The sequence below is a fragment of the Variovorax palleresanus genome, from assembly GCF_051144945.1.
Lineage (GTDB): Bacteria > Pseudomonadota > Gammaproteobacteria > Burkholderiales > Burkholderiaceae_C > Variovorax > Variovorax paradoxus_S.
This window is the reverse complement of record NZ_JBJNVP010000002.1, coordinates 2,786,365-2,810,211: the sequence shown is the minus strand read 5'-3', so window position 1 is coordinate 2,810,211 and position 23,847 is coordinate 2,786,365. Positions and strand designations below refer to the sequence as shown.

Genomic DNA, 23,847 nt, shown 5'->3' with positions numbered 1-23,847 from the left:
TTCGCGCGCGCTTTGACGAGGTGTCCCGATGAAAGTGCTGATTCTTTCCGACCTTCATCTCGAGTTCGCACCCTTCGATCCGGTGCCTGATCTCGAGTTCGATGCTGTCATCCTCGCCGGCGACATTCATTCGCCAGCGAAGCGCGCCGTCCAGTGGGCGGCGGATCGCTTCCGTGGCAAGTCCGTGGTTTACCTGCCCGGAAACCACGAGTACTACGATGGGCGCCTCGACACGACACTGGCTGAAGCACGTCGCGAAGCCGAAGGCAGCAATGTCCATTTGCTCGACGGTGACGAACTGGTGATCGACGGCGTGCGCTTCCTCGGCGCCACGCTGTGGACCGATTTCGCGCTCGCCATCGAGACGCCTGAAGGGCCGGTCAGCGATGTCGGGCGCGCCATGAAGATGGCGACCAATCTGCTGAACGACTACGCGCTGATCCGCACGTTCGACGAGGCGGCGGAGCCTGATACCTGGCGCTACAAGCAAGGAAGAAAGCTCCAGGCGGCGGACACGCTTCGGATTCATCAGGCGCAGCGCGCGTGGCTGCGAGACAGGCTTTCACAACCGTTCGCCGGACCGACAGTGGTCGTGACACACCACGCGCCTCATCGCGGCTCACTGGCGCAGCGTTACGCCGATGACTGGTCCTCGGGCGCCTTCGTCACCGAGCTCCCTGAAACCTTCTTCGATGTACCCGTACTCTGGGTTCACGGCCACACACATCAGTCGTTCAATTATCAAACCCGTTCTTGCCAGGTCGTGTGCAATCCGCGCGGCTATGTGAACTGGAGCGGCAGGATCGAGAACAAGGATTTCAATCCTGAATTGGTGATCCCCGTCTGAATCGCGGTGGACAAGGGGCATCAATGAACCGAACTACACAGAGGCCGCGATCAATGGAGCGACGCGTCATCGCGCTCGGTGCGCGTGAGATTGCGGAGCGACTGTCGCGAGAATCACACTAAGAACAACTGGACCTGATCCTCCGACCTCATAGCGCTTCATACCCGCACCAAGTTAGCCGTCCCTGCAATCAAGCCAGCAATGTGTCGGACGGTCTCAGCCTGCTGAAATCTTTGCACCGCAGTCCACTTTGGCTTTGACTCGCTCTCGACGAGCCTCGCGAGATCAATCTTCGCGATCCCCGGGACATCGGCGATATGCCTCAACCACAGAGTGAGTTTCGACGCGACCTCTTGATTTGTCTGCTCAAGGACAAATTTTTCGAGATTCAAGACGTACACGTCCAGCTCTGCGCAGAGCTTGGTTGGATGTTCGTTTTTCTCGATCGCGTCAGCGATTCCTGATGCGCAATCAGCTACAGACGCAAGTAGATCCGCAAGTCGCTGACGCGTGCGGTCATCCTTCTTGATCTTCAGGAGACCAACCGCCAGGTCCAGTAGCGTTTTCGGAAGCGATAGAAGAAAATCCACAGTACCTCCTGCTCAGCCTAAGCGGGGAGTTCCGGCCCTTACAACGGCTTGAAGATGGTTGCGCCTGACTCACGCAATCGGGAGTAGAACTCAACGGCATATCGATCCGTCATGCCTGCAACAAAGTCGCAGATCAAGCGCCGCTTTGAGTCAGTATCAGTCAGCCGTCCATACATGAGCTGGAGGTCATCCGGAAGCAACAGATGGCCCTCTTCCGAGTCCAGCGTATCGAATATGGTTCTCACAACTTCATAGCCCCGGTACTCCACCACCTTCAGACGGGGAGACATGATGGTCAGCAGGAAGTTCAGGTGTTTGAGCGTCTCGATCTTGATGCGGATATCACGATCGACAACTATCTTTGAGAATCGGATCTCCTTGCCCTTCAGCATCTCCACGCGCACTCCGCGCATGAAGCGTCCCACGAGTTCCGAAGAGAACTCGCATCGCGTCATCCCATCCGACGCAACCAGTTTGGACGTCTCGTAGCTTCCGAGGCTGCTGCTTGCTCCATGGGAGTCGACTTCATCAAGATTCAGCAGATCGTCGATTGCGCCAAAGACCTCGGCCTCTTCGACATTCGGAACCTCTGGCGCGATCTTCGCGAGCAATTTCGCAATAAGGTCAGGGCTGCCAAGAACCTTCGCACGCAGCTGAAGCGGGTGCGCAAACCCGCCCTTCATCGCATCCTCCAGGTCGTAGGTGGAGTAAGCAATGTCGTCTGCTATATCCATGATCTGACACTCGATGGTCTTGAATGGTCCACCCGATGACGGTACTCCCACATGCTCTTTGATGCTTTCGACCAACTGCTTCTCGCTGGCGTAGTACCCCTTCTCGAGAGACGCCCCTTTGTTGCGTCGCAGTGGAATCGGGTTGTCATACTTGAGCACGGCAGCGAGGCTGCGATAGGTGAGGTTCAGACCTAGTCGTCGATCACTACCATCTACAGAAATGCCGCAGACGTCCTTGTCCTCGGTAGCTCGAAGTGCCTTCTTTTCGACGCGCGCGAGAATTCGAAGAGTTTGAGCATTGCCCTCAAATCCCCCATTCTTCTTCATGCAGTCGTCGAGAGCATGCTCTCCGTTATGTCCGAACGGTGGATGCCCTAAATCATGTGCAATGCCTGCGAACTCGACAAGATCGACATTAATGGGATCACGCTTGAATGCGGGTTCCTTGGAATTGAGGAGTTGCGCAATTCCCTTTGCAATCTGCGCAACCTCCAGTGAGTGAGTGAGTCGATTGCGAAAGAAGTCCGACTCATGCCCAGGGAACAACTGAGTCTTCCCCTGAAGACGTCGGAAGCTCGGCGAGTGCAGCAGTCGCCCATAGTCACGACGGAAGGCTGAGCGGCCAACATCGTCTTCTTCCTTCTCGAGCTTTGCACGCTTGAAGTCGCGAGCCTTGTCGTAGAGCATCTCCCTCGTCTCCAAAAAAAAGCCACCCGCGGGTGGCCTGCTTTTACTTCTTCGATGGTTTACCTGGGACTGGAACTGGTTTCCCGGTCTCTTTTTTTGCTGGCAGTGTCGATGTTCCAGATGGCTTCGACGCATTCATGACAGCGTTGTAGTGATCAAAACGGCTGTGTGCGGCACGTCGAGCATTGGCCACAACGGCAAGTTCAGCTGTTTTCATAACACACTCCTCGATACGGCATTTGATTGTAGTGTGTAGCCCGCGCTCAGCATAGCCCCGGGGCAACAGCTCCGGTAGACGAATGGGCATCCTCGATGCATTTGCATCGCTTCCCCGGGATGTCGGTGCTCGCCCACGTTGCTTTGGATGGCGTGCAGCGCCGTCTCTGTCGTGCCGCAATACAGCTTTCCAGGATCCGGCGCGATCAACGGGCGCGCTAGAAATCACTGGACATCATCACCGGATTTCGCGATGATTTCGCATGCGCTATCCCGGTGGAAAAGGCAAGACCTTCCCTCACGTCATCAATTGCATGCCCCCTCATCGCGTCTACGTCGAGACGCATTTGGGAGGGGGAGCAGTCATGCGCCGAAAGAGGCCCGCCAAAGAGTCCATCGGCATCGACATCGACCCCCAGGTCATCGCTGCGCGGCGTGAAGATCTCGACCAGCCATGCCAGTTAATCTGTTCCAACGCGACGACCTGGTTGCAACAGCAGCGCTTCAAGGGGGATGAACTTGTCTATTGCGACCCCCCGTACCTTCGCTCGACGAGGCGCAGTGAGCGTGTGTATCGACATGAAATGTCCGAGCAACAGCACATCGACCTTCTCACCGTGCTGCGCAAACTACCCGGCCCAGTGATCCTCTCGGGTTATGCAAGTGATCTCTACGATGAGCTTCTGTGCGACTGGCGCACAGTAACTTTCCGGTCCAAAACTCACGCCGGCGTCCGCATTGAGACCTTGTGGATGAATTTCGACGCGCCTGCGCAACTGCACGACTACTCGTGCCTCGGATCAAATTTCCGCGAGCGGGAGGCCATCAGGCGCAGAGTCGCGAATCTTCAGGCGCGTATTGAACGTCTGCCGGATGTGGAGCGCGCATGCTTGGCCGCATGGCTTTCCGAACGAGTTGCCGATCGAACGGGGGCCACATGACCCAAACCGCATTTTTCCGCTTGAACGACGAGCTCAGGTCGCTAGACCTTCCCGAACCCGATCAGCTGGTCGTGGAAGGTGTCGCTTGGGGGCGCGTCGACGAGATGCTCACCCCTGCATCCTGGGCCTTTCAATGCAACGCGCAGATGGACTCGATCGATTCGCACCGTTTTCGCATGGGCGATACGCTTGAAGAAGAGTATGCAACCTGCGTTTTGGCCGGCTATGGCATATCCGCTGAAATCGGCATGGCAGCTGCCTGCCGACTCAGGGAGTCCGGGGTATTGGATGGCACCAGCGACTCTTCTGAAGATGCAATTACACAACTGCTGGAAAAGCCTCTGGATGTCGATGGGCGGAAAATCAGGTACCGGTTCTACCGCACGAAATCCCGCCATCTCAGCGCAGGCTTGAAAGCACTACGGGAAGGCAGGCCTGATGAACAAGATGCCACCTCTTTCCGGGCATGGTTTCGCCGTCTGCCGGGGGTGGGCCCCAAGACGTCGTCTTTCATCACTCGCAACTGGCTCGGAAGCGACGATGTCGCCATCCTCGATATTCACGTCGTGCGGGCCTGTCAGGCATTTGGCCTTTTCGAAGCTGCTGCAGATGTCAGTCGCCACTATTGCGAGCTCGAACAGAAGTTCATCCGCTTTGCGCGCGCACTCAACGTCAAGGCGTCTTGGCTGGATGCAGTCATGTGGGATGGGATGCGCCAGCTCAGCCCACAAATCATCGAGGAATACGCCCCCGTGAAGCAGCCCTCAACACCGAGTTCGTTCAAACCCGCTCCCAATGCAACAGCACCATTGGTCAAGCAGCATCAACTCTTCGACTGGCCGCTTTCCAACTGAAGCTGCGCAAGTGTCTGGAGATGCTTCTGACATCCCCTGCAAAGACCGCATGCGTGGTTGGCTACGTGGCATGAGTGAGTCCAACCGTACACACTCGCTGGGACTCGGGCACGCCTTGCAAGTTCGACCGCGTCCAGCTTCAGCGCAGGGGCGATCAGCCTGATGTGCCGCTCCTGCAGCATCAGCAGGTCATTCAGTCCGGCCACGAACTCGGGACGACCATCCGCGTGAAGGCCATCGGTCTTGAGCGTACCGATCATGACAGCATCAACACCGAGGGTGGCAGCTTTTGCCGCGGCCAGCGTGATCAGCAACTGATTTCGGAATGGCCACCACTCGGGCGTAGGAGCGCCTGAGTCGGGGCGTTGTCCCGCCATCCGGCCCAGACCAAGCGTACGTAGATCGAGCGTTAAGACGTGATGCGTGATTCCGAGCTGTCGCGCTATCTGGACGGCTGCACGAAACTCCCCTTCCGCGGCAACCTGGCCATAGTCAATCGTCAACGCATGCGCCGGACGCTGCCAATAGGCGAGTGCAGCGGAATCCATCCCTCCTGAAAGCAGGAGCACCGCGTTCACTTGCGTCTTTCAGCCAGAATCCAAGCCGTGCGATAGATCGCCGAAGCGATATCGCGCACCACGACGCACTTGCTCCCAGCAATCATCGTGAGATCTTCGTCGTTCCCTGGTGCAGTGGAGAGTGCGACCACGGGGATGCTTTTCGCGCGGGCGTAACCAATCTCGAATACAGTGCCCGGGTCTGCCCCGTCGACGCAAGCCAGCACGACGCTCGCGTCGCGAAGTCCCTTCAAATCCGCAGGCGCAACGTGCTCTGGCGGGCCGATGCCCACGTCGTGCAGCGGTGAAAAAACCTGGAAGCCTTGGTCACAAAGGGCATTTCGGAGTTGCTCAACGACCCAGCGCTCACCTAGCGAGAAGAACGGAGCTGCCAGATAGACGGACCCAGGCGTCCCGCGCGGCTGCAGACGCTTGTAGCTGCGACTCGCCTCTTGCTCGAAATTGACAGGGAGGGGTAGATATTGATTGGCGCAGTAGTATGCGGTTGCCAGCGACGCAAACTCGGCTGCTTCGACAGGGGGTTGTCGTTCGTGAGCCCACTTGAACGCGAAAGCGGCAGTGAATACATCTCCTGAACCGAGCGCGAAGACAGAGGGCGTCTTGCGGGGCGCAACCCATGAGCGCTTTTTCTTGGTGCAGACGTATGCGCCGCGCACGCCGGCCTTGATTACGACGACTGTCGCTGCTCCAGGGCCGGTCAGCAGGACTTTCGCTGCCGACTCTAGATCTGAGGTCCTTGAAAGTGCGAAGGCCTCCGACGTATTGAGGACCAGCGCCAGATGCTTGGCCCTCGAGCCATTCAGCCCGAACGGCTCTGGCTCCACCTCCGATTGCGGGTCGTACACCGCCCATTTGGCGTCTACGGTTCCTGAGCCTTCGAGCATGCCGTACCGCACGACGATTTCACCCTCGACTGCGATTGGCTCCGCCTTTTCAATCTTGCGCAAGTCGGGATAGAGGCTCGGAGACACGCAACCGTGCAGGTAGTCGAACTCAATTGCTTGAGCACGCTCACTGACGTGCGCGGAGACATTGAAGGTGTTCGCGATGGCCTCCAGTTCCGGACGCTGTGCGTCGGTTGCGTACGTGAAGAGTTCGATGCCATCACTGAATTTGGCGAGAGCGGCCGCCGCACGGAGTCCGGAGCCGAACGAGGCCTCATGATGAGGATGCATCATCCGTTCCCCATAGAAGCCACCGACGATCTTCATCATCGTCCGACGCATCGAAGAGCTCCCTCGCACCGACCGCCGGAAACTGTGAGTACGGTAAAGGTGAACTTGAATCCGTGTTCCAAACAGCTAATGAGTCGAATGAGATCAGTCGCGACTATCGAACCTGCGATGCGCCCTTGATAGAGGACTACAACGGACCTGCCCTGGCGCGCCACAACTAGCTGGTCATCTGGCTTGACGTCCACCAGCACCGTAGGGTCTGGGGACATAAGGATCACGATTTCTGCGAGTTCGGTACAGGCCCCAGAAGCAGCTTTGCCACCGGGCGCCCCGCCACTTCCCGAGCCCGTGTTCGCGGGGGAGCTCGTCGCGCCAGCCTCAACGCGTGGCCGGGTGCGTGCCCGGCTCTTACTTCCAGTCATGCTTCTCCCTCTCCGTTTGGATTTTGATCGGGGGTGACACACAGGACGGCGCTGCTTTCCCACAGTTATTGGGAAACACATGCCTATGCGCCTCAGTCTAACTGGATAGCTGCGGATATCCGAGTTCCTTAAACGTTTACGAGAGGATCGTGGATTCGTGGGAACATCTGCTCTAAGGAAATCCGCCTACTGGCAAGGCGGGAATGCAGCGGCACAATTCCCCTATGCCAAATATCGCCTCGATCCTCAAAGCCGAGATCTCCCGCGTTGCTCGCAAAGAAGTGCGCGCTGAGATCGAAACACTCAAAAAGACATCCGTCGCCCATCGCGCATCAATTGCGGAACTACGTCGCCAAGTGGATGCGCTCGAGAAGGAACTGCGTCGGATTGCAAAAGGGGTGACGCGCCCCGCCAAGGCCCCGGATTCGGACGGCGAGGCTTCAGCGGGAACGAAGCGCCGATTCAGCGCAACCAGGTTAGCGGCACATCGCGCCAAGGTTGGGCTGTCCGCAGCGATCTATGGACAACTGGTTGGTGTATCCGGGCAGACGATCTATCACTGGGAGCAAGGCAAGGCTCGTCCGCGAGCGGCACAACTCGAAAACCTTGCGGCGGTGCGAGATCTCGGGGCACGCGAGATTGCGGCGCGCGTAGGCACGCAATAGTTCACGGCTGCTTGAGTGCAACATTCCCTATTTCAGCTTGACGAGCAGATGTATAGAGCCTGAAGCATCAGGCAGCTCCTTCACCTCGAGGTATTCCTGATTGCGCACGAGGTCGCTGAGCCTCCGGAACCCGTAGTTGCGAGCATCGAACGAGGTATTGTTCTTGCCGACATACCCGCCCACTGCCGCCAGCGAAGCCCAGCCGGCATCACGTGTGGTTTCCTTGACTGCCCCTACGAGAAGCACCTTGAGATCCGGGACGTCCGCAACCTGAACAGGCGCCGCTGATTCCAATGGCTTTTTCAAAACCTCAAAAAATATGAACTTGTCGCATGCGGCAATGAACGGCTCGGGCGTCTTACGTTCACCGAGTCCATAGACTACCTTCCCGGCCTCCCGCATGCGCGTTGCCAGCCGGGTGAAATCGCTGTCACTCGAGACGATGCAGAAGCCATCGACGTTGCCGGCATACAGCAGGTCCATCGCATCGATGATGAAGGCCGAATCCGTGGAGTTCTTGCCTTGCGTGTATGCAAACTGCTGGATTGGCTGAATGGCATGGCGATGCAGGTGCGTCTTCCAGCCGGTCAGATTGGTGGTCGTCCAGTCGCCGTATGCGCGCTTGACCGTCGCCGTCCCGTACTTGGCTACTTCTTCAAGCAGTTCCTGCACAACCGAGGAAGATGCGTTGTCCGCATCGATCAGAACTGCCAGCCGAGTGGAATCTGTATTTGCCAAGGCGGTCCTCCTGTTGGAACAATATGCCGCAAACCAAACTGCCCAGATGTTGACACAACAGTCATGACGAAGACGCTGACTCGAACCGAGCTCTACGAACTTGTTTGGACCCATCCCCGTTCGACCCTCGCCAAGGACCTGGGGATATCCGATGTTGCGATCGGAAAGCTCTGCGTCCGGTCTCACATCCCGGGGCCACCGCAAGGCTATTGGGCGAGGAAGGCGGTTGGCAAGGCTGGGCGCCGTCCTCCGTTGCCGATACGCCTCCCAGGCCAGTCAGTTGAAATCACCTTCGGAGATCGCGGCTATAGCAGTTGGTCAATGGATGAAGATCTGACCGAGGCCATTGCCGCTCCGGAGTTCGCAGAGCAGATAGACGAGCAGGTGACCGCGGCGATCAGGATCATCGGCAAGGTGACCGCATGTCGAGATCTGTCGAGCCCTCATGGTGCACTGAAGCGCGTACTCGACGCCGAGGCCAGGCGCCGTCAAAAGTCTCTGGAACGCGAATGGACCTTTGACAAGCCGCACTTTGATGGGCCGCAGCACCAACGCCAGTTGAGGATCTTCAACAGCGTTGCCCGTGCGTTGACGCCTGTGACGGCTGGCCTGGAAGTTCTCAATTACGACGAATGGGTCCAGGGGATTGGAACCCTCCATTTCCTGAAAATGAGTCTCCATTTTGGGGGATGCCGGCTCGAACTCTTGATCATCGAGCCTGACACCTCGGTCCATCAGAGGAAAGCACAGAACTCCAAGAAAGTCGATGCGACGACGCTCAGGGTCGGGACTGAATCGAGTTCGCTTGGCGTTATTGAATGGGCGGACAAGCCGGGCGAAAAGCTGGAGAGCCAACTGCCGGCCATCATCCGCACACTGCTCGAGCGAGCCGAACTGGCCATGCGGGACTTTGCACAGTTCGCGTACGAGCAAAGGGTCAAGCGGCGCGTCGAGATCGCAAAGAAGCGAGAAGCCGAAGAGCGTGCCAGGGAAGCTGAACGCGTGGAAGCGATCGCAGCGAACCGAAGGAAGGTTCGGGAGCGCATCATCGACCTGGGCCAGCAACACAGAGCCGCGCTGGATATTCGAGAGATGGTTGGTGTGCTTTCGACTCATCCAGAGTTGGGGCCTGAAGGGAATCCTCAGTTCGAAGACTGGATCCGCCTTGCATTGGACGTCGCCGATGAGCTCGACCCATTGAAGCGCCCGCTGAAAGCGCTCATCACTGGCGCCGGGACCGCGCCGATAGGCTAGAAACCGCCGCCGATAGTTTGCAGATGCCGGCGAGATGGCGCACTACCACGCCACACAATAACCACGATCACCCACCCCGTTATTCGAGCTCGCTCTCGATCTCGCTCTCTATGGATGCACGCAGTTCGTTGACCTCGACTCGCAAGGCATCGTAGATCTCAATTTCCTTACCTACGATCTCGAAAGTGACGGCCAGCGCATATTTCGCCGTCGAATCAGGGTCCTGACTCCAGCCTTTGTGGCCACGAACCGCGATGCAAAAATGGTCCGGCAGTGTGTTGGACTTCACTACCGCCCAGTCCTTTTGAACGGTCCCGCTATTTCGCCGGACGCCATGCATGACACCCGCATGAGTAGCCTCATGCAGCGTCCAAGGTAAAACTTGGCCTTCAAGGTCTTCCATCGTTCCGACGTGATCCTTCGTCGCTTTGCTTAAGAAATCGTTCATGCCCTGGCCAAGCTTGTTCGTCGTCCAATCCACCCACGTGGAAAGGTACCGATTCAAACGGCGGCGAGTCCGACGAGGCTGCGCTGCGTACGAGAGCGTCACATCGACCCGCACCTCGTACTCGTCGCCCGGCCGCCGCATGGAATTCGGGATCGGCACCTGATACACGTGGCACTCCCCCGCCTTGATCAATCCGACCTCGTCGGTGATCAGTGTCGTGCGGTGCACATCGTTTTCCGTTGCCCGGCTTTCATTCGGTATGCCGAATCCAATGGTGCGCAGAATCGCTGCAGCGTCCTGTTGCAGCGCGGCCAATTCTTGCTTCACCTTGGCAGGCTTGCTCTTGCAAGCCCGCAGGTTCTGAAGTCTGGCATGGACAGCTCCTGCCCACGCCGGCCATTGGGCAGACTGAACAACGAGCGCCCGGTAAAGAAGTGCGCTATGCGCCGGCAGCACCTGCTGAACCCTGGCGGCAATACGAGCGACCTTCGGTGCGGCGAAGGAAGTCCCTGCAGCGTCCCGGTCGGCTGCCGGCCCTGGCGGATACATCGTGGACCTGACGAGTGGCGGGCATGCCACGCCCTCACTTCCGCGGACATCGTGCGCACCGCTGGTTGAGCGAACGAAGTCACCTCCGTACTCGACCACTTCGGGCTTGAGAACATCCCAGATGCCCGGGCCCGAGCGAGAGAATGCAGCCGGATGATCGCCGGCAGGCACAAAGCTTCTCCAGTCAGTCCCCGAGTATGCGCCGTAGCCCACAGAGCCGACGGTGAGGGCCTGCAGACTCTGCGCGGGACTCGAGATGCGCGAGGCCGGCTCGCAGAGATACGCGGGATATTCGCGACCGGCGTTCAAATGATCCTCGATGCCGGGATGACGCTGCGGGCCGGTGGGCGAGAGGTTGCCCGCACTCTGGACCACGAGGACGTCGTATTGGGCACTCACAGCGTCAATCTCCGCGGCCCATGAAGACATATGCCGCAGACGACAGTACCCATAAGCGTTGATGGAGTGGTTGAAGATGCGTGTCGCTCTGGCGCTGCTGCGAAACCGCTCTACGGCCGCCCGAATGGCATCTGCAGGGAACAGCCCCTGAGGCATCTGGTTGTGCTGGTCGAGCACGCGGGCATTCTGGATCCAGAAGGGCAACTGAGGAGTGCCAGTTAAGGGGATGTTCTCACCGTACAGAACCGCGCCGGCGACTCGCGTGCCATGCCCTCCACCCGAGACATAGTCGGCAACATCGGTCGGCTGCGTGCCCGGCATGAAGTTGTACGAAGCCGCAGTGTCAATGGCAGGTCGCAGCAGGACATGTCCTTCCTGGATACCACTGTCGATGATGCAGACTGCTGGCGCGCCCGCATCGGGCGGTATCGGCGCTACCCCTACGCCAGCGGCGCCAGCGGTGCCCGTTGCGCCTCGAGGGAATTCGATGTCTTCAGGCTCGGCGACCTCGAAGATGAAAGGGAAATTCAGGATCAGGTCGCGCAAGCCCTGCCCCGAAATGCGCAACCGAACCGAGAAGCTGTCGGAAAGGACGCCCGACTCGAAATCCATTGCATCCCGAATGCGCAGGATCGTTCCGCCATAGGCTTGGACAAACGTGTTCAGCGCGCTTTCACGGCTGCTTTTGAGCACATCCCACGCGTCATAAGCCTCATCTCGCCGTCTTGTCCACACGCGCATTCGCGCGTCCCACTTATCGTCAGGGGTGGTTTCCCCGCGTGTGGGCTTCGACGGGATTTCGATGGTGCCGACACAGGCGACGCCAATGTCGATGACATAGTTCTGGACGTCGTCGATCGCTCCCCACGCCTCCATCAACTGATCCGAAAGGATCCGACCCAGCCGCTCCTGCTGATCAGGATCGTCGAACAGCATGTGCACGCTTGCGACGGTGGCGGACCCGTGAATGCTGACACCGAAGTCCTTGATCTTTCGGCGGAGCACGGCCAGATCGATGGATTCGGAAGCCACGATCACATAGCCGTCTTCCTGCTCACAAACTATCTCCAGCCCTAAGGCGGATCGCAGCTGGTCGATTTCGAGGTCCGGATCAATCTTGAGCAGGATCGGAAACCCAGCTGGTACCGGCGGAACAGCATCGCCTGCACGACTTCGACTCTCCAGACGCGCCTGCCAATTTGCAGCCAGGCGGTCCGCCGCTTGCGTCAGCGTAGCGGTATGTGCGGCACGAAATTGCTTATTCGCAAGCGTCTGAGGCGATGGCTTGCCGTTACCACGAAGCTTCGCCTCGCCCTCAAAACGTCGAACCAAAGAAAGATGCTCAAAGTTATGGTTACCTGGCAATCCCTACTCTCCTCGAGCGGAGTTCTCGTGTCTCCGTTGCTCGAGGATAGCTTGTCGCAAGTGCGCTTGGGTTAGTAGATGCCCGCCGCCCAGCACCGCGGCCTTTGCGGCATCCTGCGCAGCCTTCACGACCATCGCTGCCGACGCTCCGTGTAATTGCTCGACGAGACTTTTCCAGTCGATGGGCTCCACGAACTGGACCGAGGCCAGCGTCTCCCTCAGCAGCCTTTCGATTTCAACCGCGCCTGGCAATGGGATCATGAACACGTCGTCGAAGCGACGGAAGAGCGCCGAGTCCAGCGACTCCTCGATGTTCGTCGTCGCCACGAGCAGGCCCGGGGCGTCGTAATCTTCCATCAGCTGAAGCAATGAATTCACGATGCGCGAAGCTTCACCGACATCCCGTGAGTTCGTACGAGAGCGGGCGATGAAGTCGCATTCGTCCAAGAGCAGCACGCAGGGACGCCCGCGCGCAGCGTCGAAGATCGAGCGCAGGTTGGACGCGGACTCACCGAAATAGGAAGACACCAGCGCATCGAAGCGGACCTTCATCAGTGGCAGGCCCGTGGCCCATGCGAGCCGTTTGGCACCGAGCGACTTTCCGCAGCCTGGAGGTCCGTACAAGAGGATCGTCTTTCTGGGCTTGAGGCCAAAAATTCGCAACCTGTCTCGCGCGGCATATTCGGATTCGACGCGCGCGAACCGGTGCTCGATCTCCTCAGGCAAGACCATGTGATGCTCGAGCGCATCGGTCGCGATGAGCGTTGCCAAAGACTCGCCATGGCGGCGGCTTATCGGCAGTGCCGCCAAGGGGCGACCAACTTCCGGGCTTTCCTGCACGGTAGGCGCGCGTGCCGGCTTGGCCTGCTTCAGGATCGCCTCGAGCTGGGCCGCGAGCTTGACATGCCCAGTCTTGCGCTCGGACTCAACGATCTTGCCCGCAAGCCGCTCCAAGTCTTCCTGAGAACCGTCTGCGATGGCCCGGACCACTCGCTTGAGGATTTCTGCGTTCATAGGTTGTTCCAGATGCGGTTAGGAGTCGTTCGGACGCCACCATGCACCGCGAGGTGCTGTTAAGGATATTGCGCTGTGATTAGCTCTGCCAGCTCAACTTGGACTGCCCTTTGGGGTTGATCGTAGATACATTTCGCGTGCTATTATCACACAATCTGTGCAATAGAAGCACAACCCAATGCCCTTTCCTGCATCTCAAAGCGAACTGATTCAGGCCGCCCGCGGCCCCCTCACGAAGACCGACTTCGCCAAGGTGCTCGGGGTCGACCGTACCTGCCTGAGCCGGTACGAGAGCGAGAAACTGGGAGCGCCGACCAGCGTGCTGAACTTCTGCCTGCGTGCAATAGCAGCACGCCATGGCACGAACGTGGCCTCCGATGGGGGCGTCGAGCGAGCGCTGGTCCATGCGCGCCAGGCTGTGGCGATTCTGGAAAATGTCTCTGCAGAAGGGCCGGCAGGCCCGGCGGATCGGTAGGGCGCAAGCGCATCGGGTGTGCCGAAGTGCAGCTTGCAACCACCAGTCACCGTCCGGGACCGGTCCATTCGCATTTGGCGGCAGTAGATCCAGGGCCATTCGCATTTTTCGACGTCGCTTACAGGCGGCTCGCCCCCGCGGCCGGGCGAGATCTCGCAGGCGCACCACGGCGTGCTGTTTTTGGACGAATTTCCCGAGTTCGCGCGATCCGCGCTCGAGGCGCTGCGCGAGCCGCTCGAGACCGGCACCATCACCATCGCGCGGGCCGCCCGGCGCGCCGAGTTTCCGGCCCGCTTCCAGCTCATTGCGGCCATGAACCCCTGCCCTTGCGGCTACCTGGGCTCGACGCTGAAGGCTTGCCGCTGCACGCCCGACCAGATCTTGCGCTACCAGGGCAAGCTCAGCGGCCCGCTGCTCGACCGCATCGACCTGCACATCGAAGTGCCCGCGGTCTCGGCGCAGCAACTGCTCGGCGCGCCCGCCGGGGAATCGACCGGCAGCATCCGCACCCGCGTGGTCGCCGCGCGCGAATTCGCGCTGCAGCGCCAGGGCAGCCCCAACCAGGCGCTGCAGGCCGGCGCCATCGACCAGCATGCGGCGCTGGACGATGCGGCGCGCAAGTTCATGGTGAATGCCGCCGCCAAGCTCGGCTGGTCGGCGCGCAGCACGCACCGCGCGCTCAAGGTGGCACGCACGGTGGCCGACCTGGCGGGCGCCGAGTCGGTGCGAGCGGAGCACGTGGCGGAGGCGGTGCAGTACCGCCGGGCTTTGCGACACTGATCCGCGGTGAACCCACCCGCTCCCACGCTCTACAACCGCCGCCTGGTCGGCTGGCTGTCTGTCGGCCAGCTCATCACCTGGGGCAGCGTGTTCTACGCCTTTGCGCTGCTGATGGAGCCGGTCGAACGCGAGCTGGGCCTGGGCCGGGCGCAGTCGTCGCTGGCCTTCAGCCTTGCGCTGCTGGCCGAAGGCGCGCTGGCATGGCCGGTCGGACGCTGGATCGACCGCGGGCACGAGCGCGCGGTGATGGCGGGCGGCTCGCTGGTCATCGCGGCCGGCCTGTTGCTGCACAGCGTGGTGCACGGCGCCCTCGGCTTCTACCTGGCCTGGACGCTGCTCGGGGCGGGGCTGGCGGCCACGCTCTACAACCCCGCGTTCTCCATCGTCACGCGTCGCTTCCCCCACGACTTTCGCCGCGCGATCATCACGCTGACTTTTCTCGGTGGGCTGGCCAGCACGGTGTTCATCCCGCTGGTGGCCTGGCTGATTGCCGAACTCGGTTGGCGGCACGCGCTCTGGGTGCTGGCGGCCATCCATCTGTTCATCTGTGCGCCGCTGCATGCCCGCGTGCTGCGGCATGCCCCGGCTCCCACGCCCGTGGCCATACGTGCCGGCAGCGTGGCCGGCGCCGCACCCGTCGGGCGTTCCGCGAGTCACCACATGCGCAGCGCGCCTTTCCTGTTCGTGGGCGTGTTCACCGTGCTGCTGATGGCGGTCACGGCCGCGCTGCCGCCGCACATGGTGAGCCTGCTGCGGGGTGCCGGGCTCGCCGAGTCGTGGGCCATCGCCCTGCCCGCGAGCATCGGGCTGGTGCAGGTGCTGGGACGGGCGCTGCTGTATTTCTTCGAGCACCATTTCGACCTGCATCTTGCGAACCGGCTGATTCCCTGCCTGATTCCGCTCGGCCTGCTGGCGCTGCTTGCGGGTGCGGCCCATCCGGGCGCCGCGCTGCTGTTCGTGTTCTTCTACGGCATGGGCAACGGCATGCTCACGATCGTGAAGGGCACCGCCATCGCGCAGTACGTGAGCCGCGAGCACGTGGCCACGCTCAACGGCGCGCTGGGCCTGCCGAGCGCCATCGCCCGCGCGCTGGCGCCGCTGATGCTCGGCGTGATGTGGCAGCCGGACGCCGGCTACACGCCCGGCCTCTGGGTGCTGCTGGCGGCCAGCGTCGTCGCGGTGCTGGCGCTGGTCGCCGCGCAGCGCTGGCGCCGGGCTCCCGCCGACGCCGCTACTTGAACTCGTGGCTCACCACGGGCGCCGAGCGGCTGTCCTGCACCGTCACGCGCTGCCGGTACACGTCGAGGTCGCCGTTGCGCACTTCGATGTTGTAGATGCCCGGGCGCAGCGACAGTGACTTGAGCGGCGGGCTCACGCCGCGCTCGGCGCCGTCGACCAGGACCTGGCCCCAGGGCCGTATGTTGAGCACCACGCGTCCCATGCCGGGGGGGGCGGCCGGCTGTGCTGTGGCCGGCGGCGTGGCGCCGCCCGCCACCACGGTGGGAACGGCGTTCGTCGGCGTGGTGCCGGGCGCCGCCGGCACGGTGGTCGAGAGCCGGTTCAGCTCGGCAAGCGCATTGCGGGCCTCGCGCGCATGCAGGCCGCGCCGGTAGCGGCGCAGGTAGGCCTCGTAGCCCTCGCGCGTGTTCTCGGCCTGTGCCAGGTTCCAGTCTTCGACCTCGCTGGTGGCAAGGGCGGCCTCCGGCGAGATGGCCGGTGTGGCCGGCGTGGCGGCTGTCGGTGCCGTTGGCGACGTCGCTGGCGTCGCCGGTGTTGCCGCGTTGGCCTGCGCTGCCGGCGCCGGGGCAATGACCGGCACGCTGTCCAGCGGCGTCAACGAACCGGCCGGCGCACTGGCCGCCGGCGCGGAAGGCGTGGCGCCGCCAGGGGCTGCGGCCACGTTGCCTCCTGCGGGCGCCGTGCCGCCATCGCCCGGCGGCACGGCGGCGGGAGGCGGCGCGTTGGCGGACATCGGGCCCGAAGGCGGAGGCACCGGCGCCATCGCGGTCGAAGTCTCCTGCTTCCACGAACCCAGGCGAAGTCCGATCCAGCTGCCCACGGCCACCAGTGCGATCAACAGCGCGCCGACCAGCAGCCACGGCGGGCGCGACGATTTTTTCTTGGCGGACGACAACGGTGGCAGCGGCTTGGCCGCTGCCGACGGGGCGCGTGCCGGCACTGCGACCTCGCGCGGCGCGGCGGCCTTGGACGAAGGCGCCGGAGCCGGCTTGGCCGTGGCGACGACCTCGGCCTCGGGCTCGGGCTCTGACTTGGCCTCGACCGGTTCGGGCACCGCGGCCTTGGCTTGCACGACCCCGGCCGATGCGGCGGCTTCCGGTGCCGCGGCGGGCTTGGCGGGCGCGGCCGGCGCTTGCTGCGGCGGAGGCACCACTGCTGGCGCCGCCTTCGAAGGCGGCGGAACGATGACCGTCGGCGCCGGCAGCCCGCTCACGTAGGTGTCGCCAAGTTTGGCCAGGCCCAGCTCGGCCGCGAATGCGGCCACGGTCTGCGTGCGGTCCTTGCTGTGCACCGCCAGCGTGTGGTCGACCGCCGCGCAGAAGCCCGGGCTCAGGTCGCCGCGGCCGAGCGAAGACAGCGGCACATAGGCGTCCTGCACGCTGCGTACCACGGCCGAGGGCGGTGGATGCCCGGTGACCGCGCGATACAGCACGGCGCCCAGTGCATAGAGGTCGGTCCACGCGCCCTGCAGCAGCGTGTTGTCGTCGGCGTACTGCTCGATCGGCGAATAGCCCGACTTCACCATCACCGCCACTTCGTCGACGAGGTCGGCAATCGACTTGCGCGCCGCGCCGAAGTCCAGCAGCACCGGCATGTCGTCCTGCTGGATGAAGATGTTGTCGGGCGCGATGTCGCGGTGGAAGCACTGGCTGCGGTGCAGCGTTTCCAGCGCGCCGAGCAGCGGGCCCAGCATGCCGAGCAGCCAGGCCTCGGAAATCTTCGACGGCTCTTCCTCGGCAAGGCGCCGCAGCGTGCGGCCGCGATAAAGCTGAATCGCCATGTAGGCGGTGGAGTTCGCCTCCCAGAAGCGATGCACCCGCACCAGTGCCGGATGGCTGAACTGCGCGAGCGTGCGCGCCTCGTTGATGAAGCTGCGCAGGCCCGCCTGGAAGGTGGCCGTGAGCCGGTCGGAGCGCACGTGCACGCTGTCGTCGCCCACGCGGCGCGCGAGCATCGACGGCATGTATTCCTTGATGGCCACCTCGCGCTGCAGCGAGTGGTCGTAGGCCCGGTAGACGATGCCGAAGCCGCCTTCGCCGATCACCTCGAGCAGTTCGAACTCGTCCAGCCGATGGCCCGCCGCCAGCGGATGGGGCCGCTCCTGCGGATCGGCCGGCGCGCTGCTGCTGGTGTTGCTGCTGCTGGCGTTATTCATGCCCATGGCACATGCCCCTGTGAAAACAACTTCGAAAACAATGGTGTGTTGAGGCCTCCGCCGTGCGCGGCGGTTCGCAGCGGCGAGCCGTCCGCCTGGTTGGTCCACCAGTAGCTGGTGCTTCCGAAGGCATCGAAGCACAGCGGAAGCTCGGGCCAGCCGAGGCGCTGCTGCGCGCCCGCGCCGACGCCTCCGGCCGCGGGCCCGAGGATCGAAAGGATGTCGTCCGAGCCGCCGCTCGCAGTCTGGAAGCCGCCATGGGCCGCGGCCAGCACCTGGTGGTCGAACTGGTCGGGCGGAACGCTGTGGCGAATCGCCTGCAGCAAGGCCGTGCCGCACTGCCAGTACCACGCGGCGGAACCCTCCAGCATGGACGGGCGGTAGTTGGATGCCGCCACCTGCAGCGTCACGCACACGGGGTAGTAGCGCCCCACGCGGTCGCAACTGGGCGCAATGCAGCCGAACTGCACCGCGTCCACGCCCTGCGTTGCGGGAATGGCAAAGTTCCAGACCGGCGCGACGACGTAGTGCCGCGTCATGGCGTCGGGCCAGCGCTTGAAGGCGCCAAGGCCGTTCTGCATCCAGCGGTCCCACCAGGCCTGGAGCTCGCGCGGCATGCGCCGATAGAGAAAGTCGCCGGCCGCCGGCAGCTTGCCGTACCAGCCGATCTGCTCGTCGGCCGGCACCCACACACGGGGCAAAGGAATGCCGCTGTTCATGTCAGGACTTTCCGGGACAAGAGAAGCCATTCATCTGCGACAGGCGCAGCGGGTTGTAGACGCTGTTCGCAGTCACCGCCAGCACCACCTTCTTGCCCTGCAGGTCGAAGGTGGCGTTGAACGATTCGGGCGAGTTGCCCGCCGAGACAGACGCCTTGTCGAACAGCCGGTGCAGCGCCCACGGCCCTTCGGTCACGATGCCACCGGCCGGTGTGCCATTGGCGGTGGTGACCTGCAGCCGCACCTGGTTGCTGTTGCGCGGGCCGGGCCACTTGACGGTGCTGGGCGCCTGCGGGCCGTGCGCATAGCGCACCGTCTGGCCGTCGATGTCGAGCGTGAACTGGCTGATGGCGGCGTCCATGTCCTCGGGCCGGATGTCGATGCTGAACGACGGCGTGCGGCCGCCCGCCATGCCCATGAAGAACACGTCGCGGATTGCCTGCGCCTTCTGGAACGAATCGAGGTAGGCCGAGCGGCCCTGCGAGCTGCCGTCGACGCTGCGCTTGAAGGCCCACGGGTTGACGGAGGTGTCGACCTGCGAGGCCAGGTTCTTCTGGAAGAAGTCGTCCATCATGCCGCCCGGTGCGAACAGCTGCGCAAAGTCGCCGGCCGCCACGTCGCGGTTGGAGCCGCGGGAGAACGGATAGCGCCCCGCGATGGCCTGGTTGCAGAACTGCCCGATGGTGGCGGCCGCACTCTGCCCGATGTTCTGCCGCGTCACGGCCGCTGCCTTGGACGACGCGGTGGCCGAGAGGTCGTTCAGCATGCCCTGGAACGGCACCGGCAGACGGCCCGCCTCGGCCTGCACCTTGGTCACCGCATCGCTCGAAGGCGGGATGTTGCCGCTGCGCAGTGCCGTGTCGGTGGCCGTGAGAAAGGTGTAGAGCTCGTTGATGAGCGCGGCCGTGGCGTCGATGGGTGCCTGCCCGCCGGCCTTGGGCGCGGTGACCATGCGGCGAAGCGGCGCAAAGTGGTTGTCCACCAGCGACTCGGGCCGGTCCGGCGCGGTGTTGCGGCGCTGGCTGCCGTCGGGCTGGCCGATGAGCTGCTCGATGCGCTCGCGCGTGCTGGCCACACGGTTCTGCGCCTGGTCGAGCAGGCTGCGCGCGGCCTCGTCGTGGTTGCGCAGCAGGTCGGTCTCGCGCGCGGCGCCGCGAATGAGGCGCGACATCGGCGACTCCGAGGTCGAGAGCACGCGCGTCATCTGGATGCTCTGCAGCAGCGAGCGGCTGTCGGCCAGGCGAACGTCGGTCAGGTACTCGTCCCAGATGCGGATGTAGTCGGTGAGATAGAGCCGCCGCACCTCGCGCAGCAGCAGCTCGCGCGAGGTGATGTCGGTGATGCCCGGCGCGCGGATCTGCAGCACCCAGCGGTCTTCCTGCTCGAGCGCGAGCGTGGTTTCCGCCATGCGCTTGTCGAAGATATCCCAGTAGCCGCGGTAGGTGAACAGCGTCGGAATGCCGTCGGTCAGCGGCTTGCCGCTGGCGCGCTTGATGACCAGCGCGGACTCGGCCCCCGCCGCCTCCGCAATGCTGAAGGCGTTGGGCGGGCTGGTCTGCAGCAGGATGCGCCGCAGCCGCGCATAGGAGCGCTGCGCCAACGGCACGCCGGCCAGCCGGCCGCGCGTCTCGGTCACGAGCCGGTCGTCCTTGGCAAACGGCGAGGTCACCACGCGCCCCGCGAACAGCGCCTGCAGGTGCGTCTCGAGGTTGGTACGCTGCTCGCGCGTGAGCGAGGCGCCGATCTTGCGGTCCACGTCGGTGAGCAGCCAGGCCTGCAGGAAGTCGGCGTCGTAGCGCTCCGCGTCATACAGCATGAGGTAGGCCTTGAGCGCCTCGTAGCTGTATTCGGCATCGGTCTTCGAGGCCTCGCGCAGCGCCTGCTCCACGCGCTGCGCGGCCTGCGGCAGCAGCACGCTCTCGAGCGCGCGCTGGTAGACGCCATCGGTCGCGGCCTGGAGCTTCTCGCCCTGGTAGAGCCCGAAGCGGTAGCCGACGGGCGGATCGCCGATGTCGAACTGGCCCGACTTGGGCAGGTCGCGCAGGCGGTCGAGCACCGGCAAGGAGGTCGCGATGTCGCTGTTCGAATCGACCACCGTCGGCAGCTCGCCGCGCGCCGCGGCCTTGTTGAAGGCCTTGGCGTTGTTGTCGACCTCGGCCACGTAGTCGCGGTTGTTGCGCCAGCTGTTGATGCCGGCACCCAGCAGCACCACCAGCAGCAGTCCGATGAGGCTGTAGCCCGCCAGGTCGATGGCCCGCTTGCGCCGGTACCAGCGCAGGTTGGTGCCGGCCACGCCCGCGTCGCGGAAGATCACCTGCTGCAGCAGCTCCTTGAGGAAGTAGCTCTTGCCCGGGCCCGGCGGCGGCGCGGGCGGCGCGTTGACCTGCAGGTAGCGCTTGATGGCGCCCATCACGCGATCGAAGGCCGTGCCCTCCTGCGTGCCGCTCGTGAAGTACACGCCCCGCAGCATGGGCGCCACCTCGAACTTCGAGGGGTTGAACACGTCGGCCAGGAAGGTGCCGAGGATGTCCTCGAAGCTCGCGAACTGCTGCGGCAGCAGGTAGGCCTGCGCGCGGCGCATCTGGTCGGGCTCGGCCGCCAGCAGCTCGGGCAGGCGCTCGTCCAGGCGCTGGTGCAGCAGCTTGTATTCCTGGTGGAAGCGCTCGCGCAGGTCGGCCTTGGCCGGGTCCGCCGGGTTGGCGTCGATCGGAAAGGTAAAGCCCCAGACCTGCGAGCGCTCGGCGCGGCCCAGCGAGCCGAAGTACTCGTTGAAACCGGCCAGCAAGTCGGTCTTGGTGACCAGCACGTACACCGGAAAGTTGATGCCCAGGCCGTTGCGCAGTTCGAGCAGCCGCTTGCGCAGCGCCATGGCGTGGCGCGCGCGCTGTGCGTCGTCGGCCAGCGGCAGGTCGGCAATGCTGATGGTGAGGATCGCGCCGTTGATCGGCTGGCGCGGCCTGAACTTCTTCAAGAGGTCGAGAAAGCCCTTCCACTCGCTCTCGTCGGTTTCGCGGTTGCTCTCGTGCGTGGTGTAGCGCCCCGCGGTGTCGATCAGCACCGCCTCGTTGGTAAACCACCAGTCGCAGTTGCGCGTGCCGCCGATGCCGCGCACCGCGGCCTTGCCGAGTTGGTCGGCCAGCGGAAAGTCGAGGTCGGAGTTGACCAGCGCCGTGGTCTTGCCCGAGCCCGGCGCACCGATGAAGATGTACCAGGGCAGCTGGTACAGGTACTGCCGGTCGAACACCGCGAAGCGGCCCGCGGCCTTGCCTTCGGCGCCCGTACCGAATCGCATGTTCTTCAGGATGGCGGTGGCGTCGGTGAAGCCGCTTTGCAGCTCCTTGATCTCGGGCGCGTCTTCGGGCTTGGCGGCCTTCTCCTTCGCGGACGGCGTGCGCAGCTGGTTGAGCAGTTGGGCATTGAGGCGCCGCTCGCGCCATTTGCGGTAGAGCACCCGCGCGATCCAGATCGCGAACATCAGCGCGATCACGACGATGCGGACGAACTCGCTTTCGAACGGCCGGTAGCGGCCCACCGCGATGACGGGACCGATGACCCAGATCAGGAACGCGACGGCCAAGAGGCCGAGAAAAACCCACAGGTCGCGGCTCACGAGGAAACGGAAAATCGCGCGCAGCATCAGCGGGCTCCTCCCTGCGGCGCTGCGGCTGCGGCGCCGGCCACGGGTGCCACCAGCAGCGTCACCTCGACCCGCCGGTTGCGCGCGCGGTTGGCCGGTGAATCGTTGGGCGCCAGGGGGTCGGCATCGCCGCGGCCTTCGGCGCGCAGGCGCTCGGGCCGTGTGACGCGCGTGGCGATCATTTTCTTGACCGCATCGGCGCGCGCCTGCGAGAGCTGCCAGTTGGACGGGAAGCGCACGCTGCGAATCGGCTGGTCGTCGCTGAAGCCGCTGACCAGCACGTTGCCTTCCACGGCGTTGAGCGCATCGGCCACGCGCGCGAGCACGGGCGCATAGCGGTCGAGCACGCGGTCAGAGCCCGATGCGAACAGGCCGTCGCCGCGCAGCACCACCACGCTGCGGTCGGCCTCGTCGCGCACCGTCAGCAGGCCGTCGCGGATTTCGGGTTCGAGAAAGCGCTGCAGCCGCGGCTGCGGCGCGGGTTGCGCCACGGCGCGCGCGGTCTGCGGCAGGCGCACCGCATTCACGGCCGCGAACGCACCATCCGAGCGGCCGGCCAGGCTGAACGTGAGCACGCCGAACACCAGCACCAGCAGCACCGCCGCCACCGCGCCCACGGCCCACAGCGGCAGCCAGTTGCGCGTGCGGCGCACCGGCGCACTCGCGTCCTGCCAGTGCGGCGACAGCGGCACGGCAATTTCTCCGCGCGTCTGGCGGATGATCTGCAGCAGCCGCTGCTTGAGCGTTTCGAGCTGCGTGCGGCCGTTGTCGATGACCCGGAAGCGCCCTTCGAAACCCATCGCCAGGCAGAAATAGATGAGCTCGATGAGCTGCAGATGCTGCTGCGGGTTCTGCACCAGGCGCGACAGCAGCTGGAAGAATTTCTCGCCGCCCCAGGTCTCGTTGTGGAACATCACGAGCAGGCTCTGCGACGACCAGATGCTGCCGCCCCAGGGCGTGAGCGCGGCGGCTTCATCGACCGCGGTGCACAGGCAGTAGCGCGCGCCGATGATCACCTCGGGCGCAATGCCGCTTTGCTGCGCGCGCGTTTCGAAGCGCCTCACCTCGTCGACCAGGTGCTCGCGCAATTGCGCGGGCGCATCGTGGTGGCCGGTGGCGCGGATCTGCGGGATCAGGTCGAGCAGCGGGTTGGCCGCGGCAACCAGCGGGTTGTTGCCCGCCAGCGCCGTGTCGCCCGCATGCGGACGGCGCGCGTCGTGCCATGCGGTGAATGACTGGGGTTGCTGGCCGAGGCCGCGCGACGCCGGCGGTACGCCCGCGTGATCGCTGTTGCCGCTGCCGCCCGGGTTCGGCGGCACGAAGCCTCCCGGACCGACGGCCATGTCGTTGACACCGTTCATAGGGT

Annotated in this window: 18 protein-coding genes and 1 pseudogene; 8 read left to right on the top strand and 11 right to left on the bottom strand. The window is 63.4% G+C overall.

The genetic code is table 11. The features are described from left to right. Positions 1-28 precede the first annotated feature (28 nt). The gene (locus ACJ7Z0_RS17155; protein ID WP_434790778.1) at positions 29-847 is read left to right on the top strand and encodes a metallophosphoesterase; all 819 of its coding nucleotides are present in this window, start codon (positions 29-31) and stop codon (positions 845-847) included. Positions 848-1,005: 158 nt separating this feature from the next. Here ACJ7Z0_RS17155 and ACJ7Z0_RS17150 read toward each other — a convergent pair whose 3' ends face one another. Together ACJ7Z0_RS17150 and dgt are read right to left on the bottom strand one after the other, a co-directional pair. Further along, positions 1,006-1,437, bottom strand: a complete 432-nt coding sequence (locus ACJ7Z0_RS17150) for a hypothetical protein (RefSeq protein ID WP_434790777.1) — start codon at positions 1,435-1,437, stop codon at positions 1,006-1,008. A gap of 38 nt (positions 1,438-1,475) precedes the next feature. Next, the gene (dgt, locus tag ACJ7Z0_RS17145; protein WP_434790776.1) at positions 1,476-2,858 is read right to left on the bottom strand and encodes a dGTP triphosphohydrolase; all 1,383 of its coding nucleotides are present in this window, start codon (positions 2,856-2,858) and stop codon (positions 1,476-1,478) included. Between the two features lie 479 nt (positions 2,859-3,337). Between dgt and ACJ7Z0_RS17140 the strand changes: the two genes are divergently transcribed. Further along, positions 3,338-4,015: a DNA adenine methylase gene (locus tag ACJ7Z0_RS17140; protein WP_434790775.1), complete on the top strand. Its 678-nt coding sequence runs from the start codon at positions 3,338-3,340 to the stop codon at positions 4,013-4,015. After that, positions 4,012-4,869: an 8-oxoguanine DNA glycosylase gene (locus tag ACJ7Z0_RS17135; RefSeq protein ID WP_434790774.1), complete on the top strand. Its 858-nt coding sequence runs from the start codon at positions 4,012-4,014 to the stop codon at positions 4,867-4,869. The genes ACJ7Z0_RS17140 and ACJ7Z0_RS17135 overlap by 4 nt, the downstream gene beginning before the upstream one ends. Here the strand turns inward: ACJ7Z0_RS17135 and ACJ7Z0_RS17130 are convergent. Then, complete coding sequence (locus ACJ7Z0_RS17130) at positions 4,839-5,447, bottom strand: 7-cyano-7-deazaguanine synthase (RefSeq protein WP_434790773.1); 609 nt, start codon at positions 5,445-5,447, stop codon at positions 4,839-4,841. The two genes, ACJ7Z0_RS17135 and ACJ7Z0_RS17130, sit on opposite strands and share 31 nt — an antisense overlap. Then, positions 5,444-6,661, bottom strand: coding sequence for a PfkB family carbohydrate kinase (locus tag ACJ7Z0_RS17125; protein WP_434790772.1), 1,218 nt, complete (start codon positions 6,659-6,661; stop codon positions 5,444-5,446). Before ACJ7Z0_RS17125 ends, ACJ7Z0_RS17130 begins: the two co-directional genes overlap by 4 nt. A gap of 607 nt (positions 6,662-7,268) precedes the next feature. Between ACJ7Z0_RS17125 and ACJ7Z0_RS17120 the strand changes: the two genes are divergently transcribed. Further along, a complete protein-coding gene (locus ACJ7Z0_RS17120) occupies positions 7,269-7,709 on the top strand; it encodes a helix-turn-helix domain-containing protein (RefSeq protein WP_434790771.1) in 441 nt (146 codons plus the stop codon). Positions 7,710-7,736: 27 nt separating this feature from the next. Here ACJ7Z0_RS17120 and ACJ7Z0_RS17115 read toward each other — a convergent pair whose 3' ends face one another. Beyond that, positions 7,737-8,447, bottom strand: a complete 711-nt coding sequence (locus ACJ7Z0_RS17115) for an NYN domain-containing protein (RefSeq protein WP_434790770.1) — start codon at positions 8,445-8,447, stop codon at positions 7,737-7,739. Between the two features lie 63 nt (positions 8,448-8,510). Here ACJ7Z0_RS17115 and ACJ7Z0_RS17110 point away from each other — a divergent pair, with 63 nt between their 5' ends. Then, positions 8,511-9,701: a hypothetical protein gene (locus ACJ7Z0_RS17110; RefSeq protein WP_434790769.1), complete on the top strand. Its 1,191-nt coding sequence runs from the start codon at positions 8,511-8,513 to the stop codon at positions 9,699-9,701. A 79-nt stretch (positions 9,702-9,780) separates the two neighbouring features. Here ACJ7Z0_RS17110 and ACJ7Z0_RS17105 read toward each other — a convergent pair whose 3' ends face one another. Both ACJ7Z0_RS17105 and ACJ7Z0_RS17100 read right to left on the bottom strand, forming a co-directional pair. Continuing rightward, a complete protein-coding gene (locus ACJ7Z0_RS17105; protein ID WP_434790768.1) occupies positions 9,781-12,462 on the bottom strand; it encodes a S8 family peptidase in 2,682 nt (893 codons plus the stop codon). Positions 12,463-12,465: 3 nt separating this feature from the next. Next, the gene (locus tag ACJ7Z0_RS17100) at positions 12,466-13,476 is read right to left on the bottom strand and encodes an AAA family ATPase (RefSeq protein WP_434790767.1); all 1,011 of its coding nucleotides are present in this window, start codon (positions 13,474-13,476) and stop codon (positions 12,466-12,468) included. 178 nt (positions 13,477-13,654) lie between these two features. Between ACJ7Z0_RS17100 and ACJ7Z0_RS17095 the strand changes: the two genes are divergently transcribed. From ACJ7Z0_RS17095 to ACJ7Z0_RS17085, 3 genes and pseudogenes are all read left to right on the top strand, one after another. After that, the gene (locus ACJ7Z0_RS17095; RefSeq protein WP_434790766.1) at positions 13,655-13,951 is read left to right on the top strand and encodes a hypothetical protein; all 297 of its coding nucleotides are present in this window, start codon (positions 13,655-13,657) and stop codon (positions 13,949-13,951) included. A 96-nt stretch (positions 13,952-14,047) separates the two neighbouring features. Continuing rightward, positions 14,048-14,731: pseudogene (locus ACJ7Z0_RS17090) on the top strand (ATP-binding protein); the annotation flags it as partial. Between the two features lie 6 nt (positions 14,732-14,737). Beyond that, positions 14,738-15,970: an MFS transporter gene (locus ACJ7Z0_RS17085; protein ID WP_434790765.1), complete on the top strand. Its 1,233-nt coding sequence runs from the start codon at positions 14,738-14,740 to the stop codon at positions 15,968-15,970. Here the strand turns inward: ACJ7Z0_RS17085 and ACJ7Z0_RS17080 are convergent. From ACJ7Z0_RS17080 to ACJ7Z0_RS17065, 4 genes are read right to left on the bottom strand one after another with little or no spacing between them, the layout of a single operon-like run. Continuing rightward, positions 15,963-18,125 carry a serine/threonine protein kinase gene (locus ACJ7Z0_RS17080; protein WP_434790764.1) on the bottom strand — a complete coding sequence of 721 codons (2,163 nt, stop codon included), beginning with the start codon at positions 18,123-18,125 and terminating at the stop codon, positions 15,963-15,965. The two genes, ACJ7Z0_RS17085 and ACJ7Z0_RS17080, sit on opposite strands and share 8 nt — an antisense overlap. Then, positions 18,122-18,844 carry a type VI secretion system-associated protein TagF gene (gene tagF, locus ACJ7Z0_RS17075; RefSeq protein ID WP_434790763.1) on the bottom strand — a complete coding sequence of 241 codons (723 nt, stop codon included), beginning with the start codon at positions 18,842-18,844 and terminating at the stop codon, positions 18,122-18,124. Before tagF ends, ACJ7Z0_RS17080 begins: the two co-directional genes overlap by 4 nt. Before the next feature lies 1 nt (position 18,845). After that, positions 18,846-22,481: a type VI secretion system membrane subunit TssM gene (tssM, locus tag ACJ7Z0_RS17070; RefSeq protein WP_434790762.1), complete on the bottom strand. Its 3,636-nt coding sequence runs from the start codon at positions 22,479-22,481 to the stop codon at positions 18,846-18,848. Continuing rightward, on the bottom strand, positions 22,481-23,842 hold the full coding sequence (locus ACJ7Z0_RS17065; protein ID WP_434790761.1) for a DotU family type VI secretion system protein: 1,362 nt from the start codon (positions 23,840-23,842) through the stop codon (positions 22,481-22,483). Before ACJ7Z0_RS17065 ends, tssM begins: the two co-directional genes overlap by 1 nt. Positions 23,843-23,847: the final 5 nt, after the last annotated feature.

Excerpts from the sequence above, each read along its gene's own strand:
- ACJ7Z0_RS17155 (WP_434790778.1), top strand. The coding sequence starts at position 29 with ATGAAAGTGCTGATTCTTTCCGACCTTCATCTCGAGTTCGCACCCTTC.
- dgt (WP_434790776.1), bottom strand. The coding sequence starts at position 2,858 with ATGCTCTACGACAAGGCTCGCGACTTCAAGCGTGCAAAGCTCGAGAAG.
- ACJ7Z0_RS17140 (WP_434790775.1), top strand. The coding sequence starts at position 3,338 with ATGCGCTATCCCGGTGGAAAAGGCAAGACCTTCCCTCACGTCATCAAT.
- ACJ7Z0_RS17135 (WP_434790774.1), top strand. The coding sequence starts at position 4,012 with ATGACCCAAACCGCATTTTTCCGCTTGAACGACGAGCTCAGGTCGCTA.
- ACJ7Z0_RS17125 (WP_434790772.1), bottom strand. The coding sequence starts at position 6,661 with ATGATGAAGATCGTCGGTGGCTTCTATGGGGAACGGATGATGCATCCT.
- ACJ7Z0_RS17120 (WP_434790771.1), top strand. The coding sequence starts at position 7,269 with ATGCCAAATATCGCCTCGATCCTCAAAGCCGAGATCTCCCGCGTTGCT.
- ACJ7Z0_RS17110 (WP_434790769.1), top strand. The coding sequence starts at position 8,511 with ATGACGAAGACGCTGACTCGAACCGAGCTCTACGAACTTGTTTGGACC.
- ACJ7Z0_RS17100 (WP_434790767.1), bottom strand. The coding sequence starts at position 13,476 with ATGAACGCAGAAATCCTCAAGCGAGTGGTCCGGGCCATCGCAGACGGT.
- ACJ7Z0_RS17095 (WP_434790766.1), top strand. The coding sequence starts at position 13,655 with ATGCCCTTTCCTGCATCTCAAAGCGAACTGATTCAGGCCGCCCGCGGC.
- ACJ7Z0_RS17080 (WP_434790764.1), bottom strand. The coding sequence starts at position 18,125 with ATGAATAACGCCAGCAGCAGCAACACCAGCAGCAGCGCGCCGGCCGAT.
- tagF (WP_434790763.1), bottom strand. The coding sequence starts at position 18,844 with ATGAACAGCGGCATTCCTTTGCCCCGTGTGTGGGTGCCGGCCGACGAG.
- tssM (WP_434790762.1), bottom strand. The coding sequence starts at position 22,481 with ATGCTGCGCGCGATTTTCCGTTTCCTCGTGAGCCGCGACCTGTGGGTT.
- ACJ7Z0_RS17065 (WP_434790761.1), bottom strand. The coding sequence starts at position 23,842 with ATGAACGGTGTCAACGACATGGCCGTCGGTCCGGGAGGCTTCGTGCCG.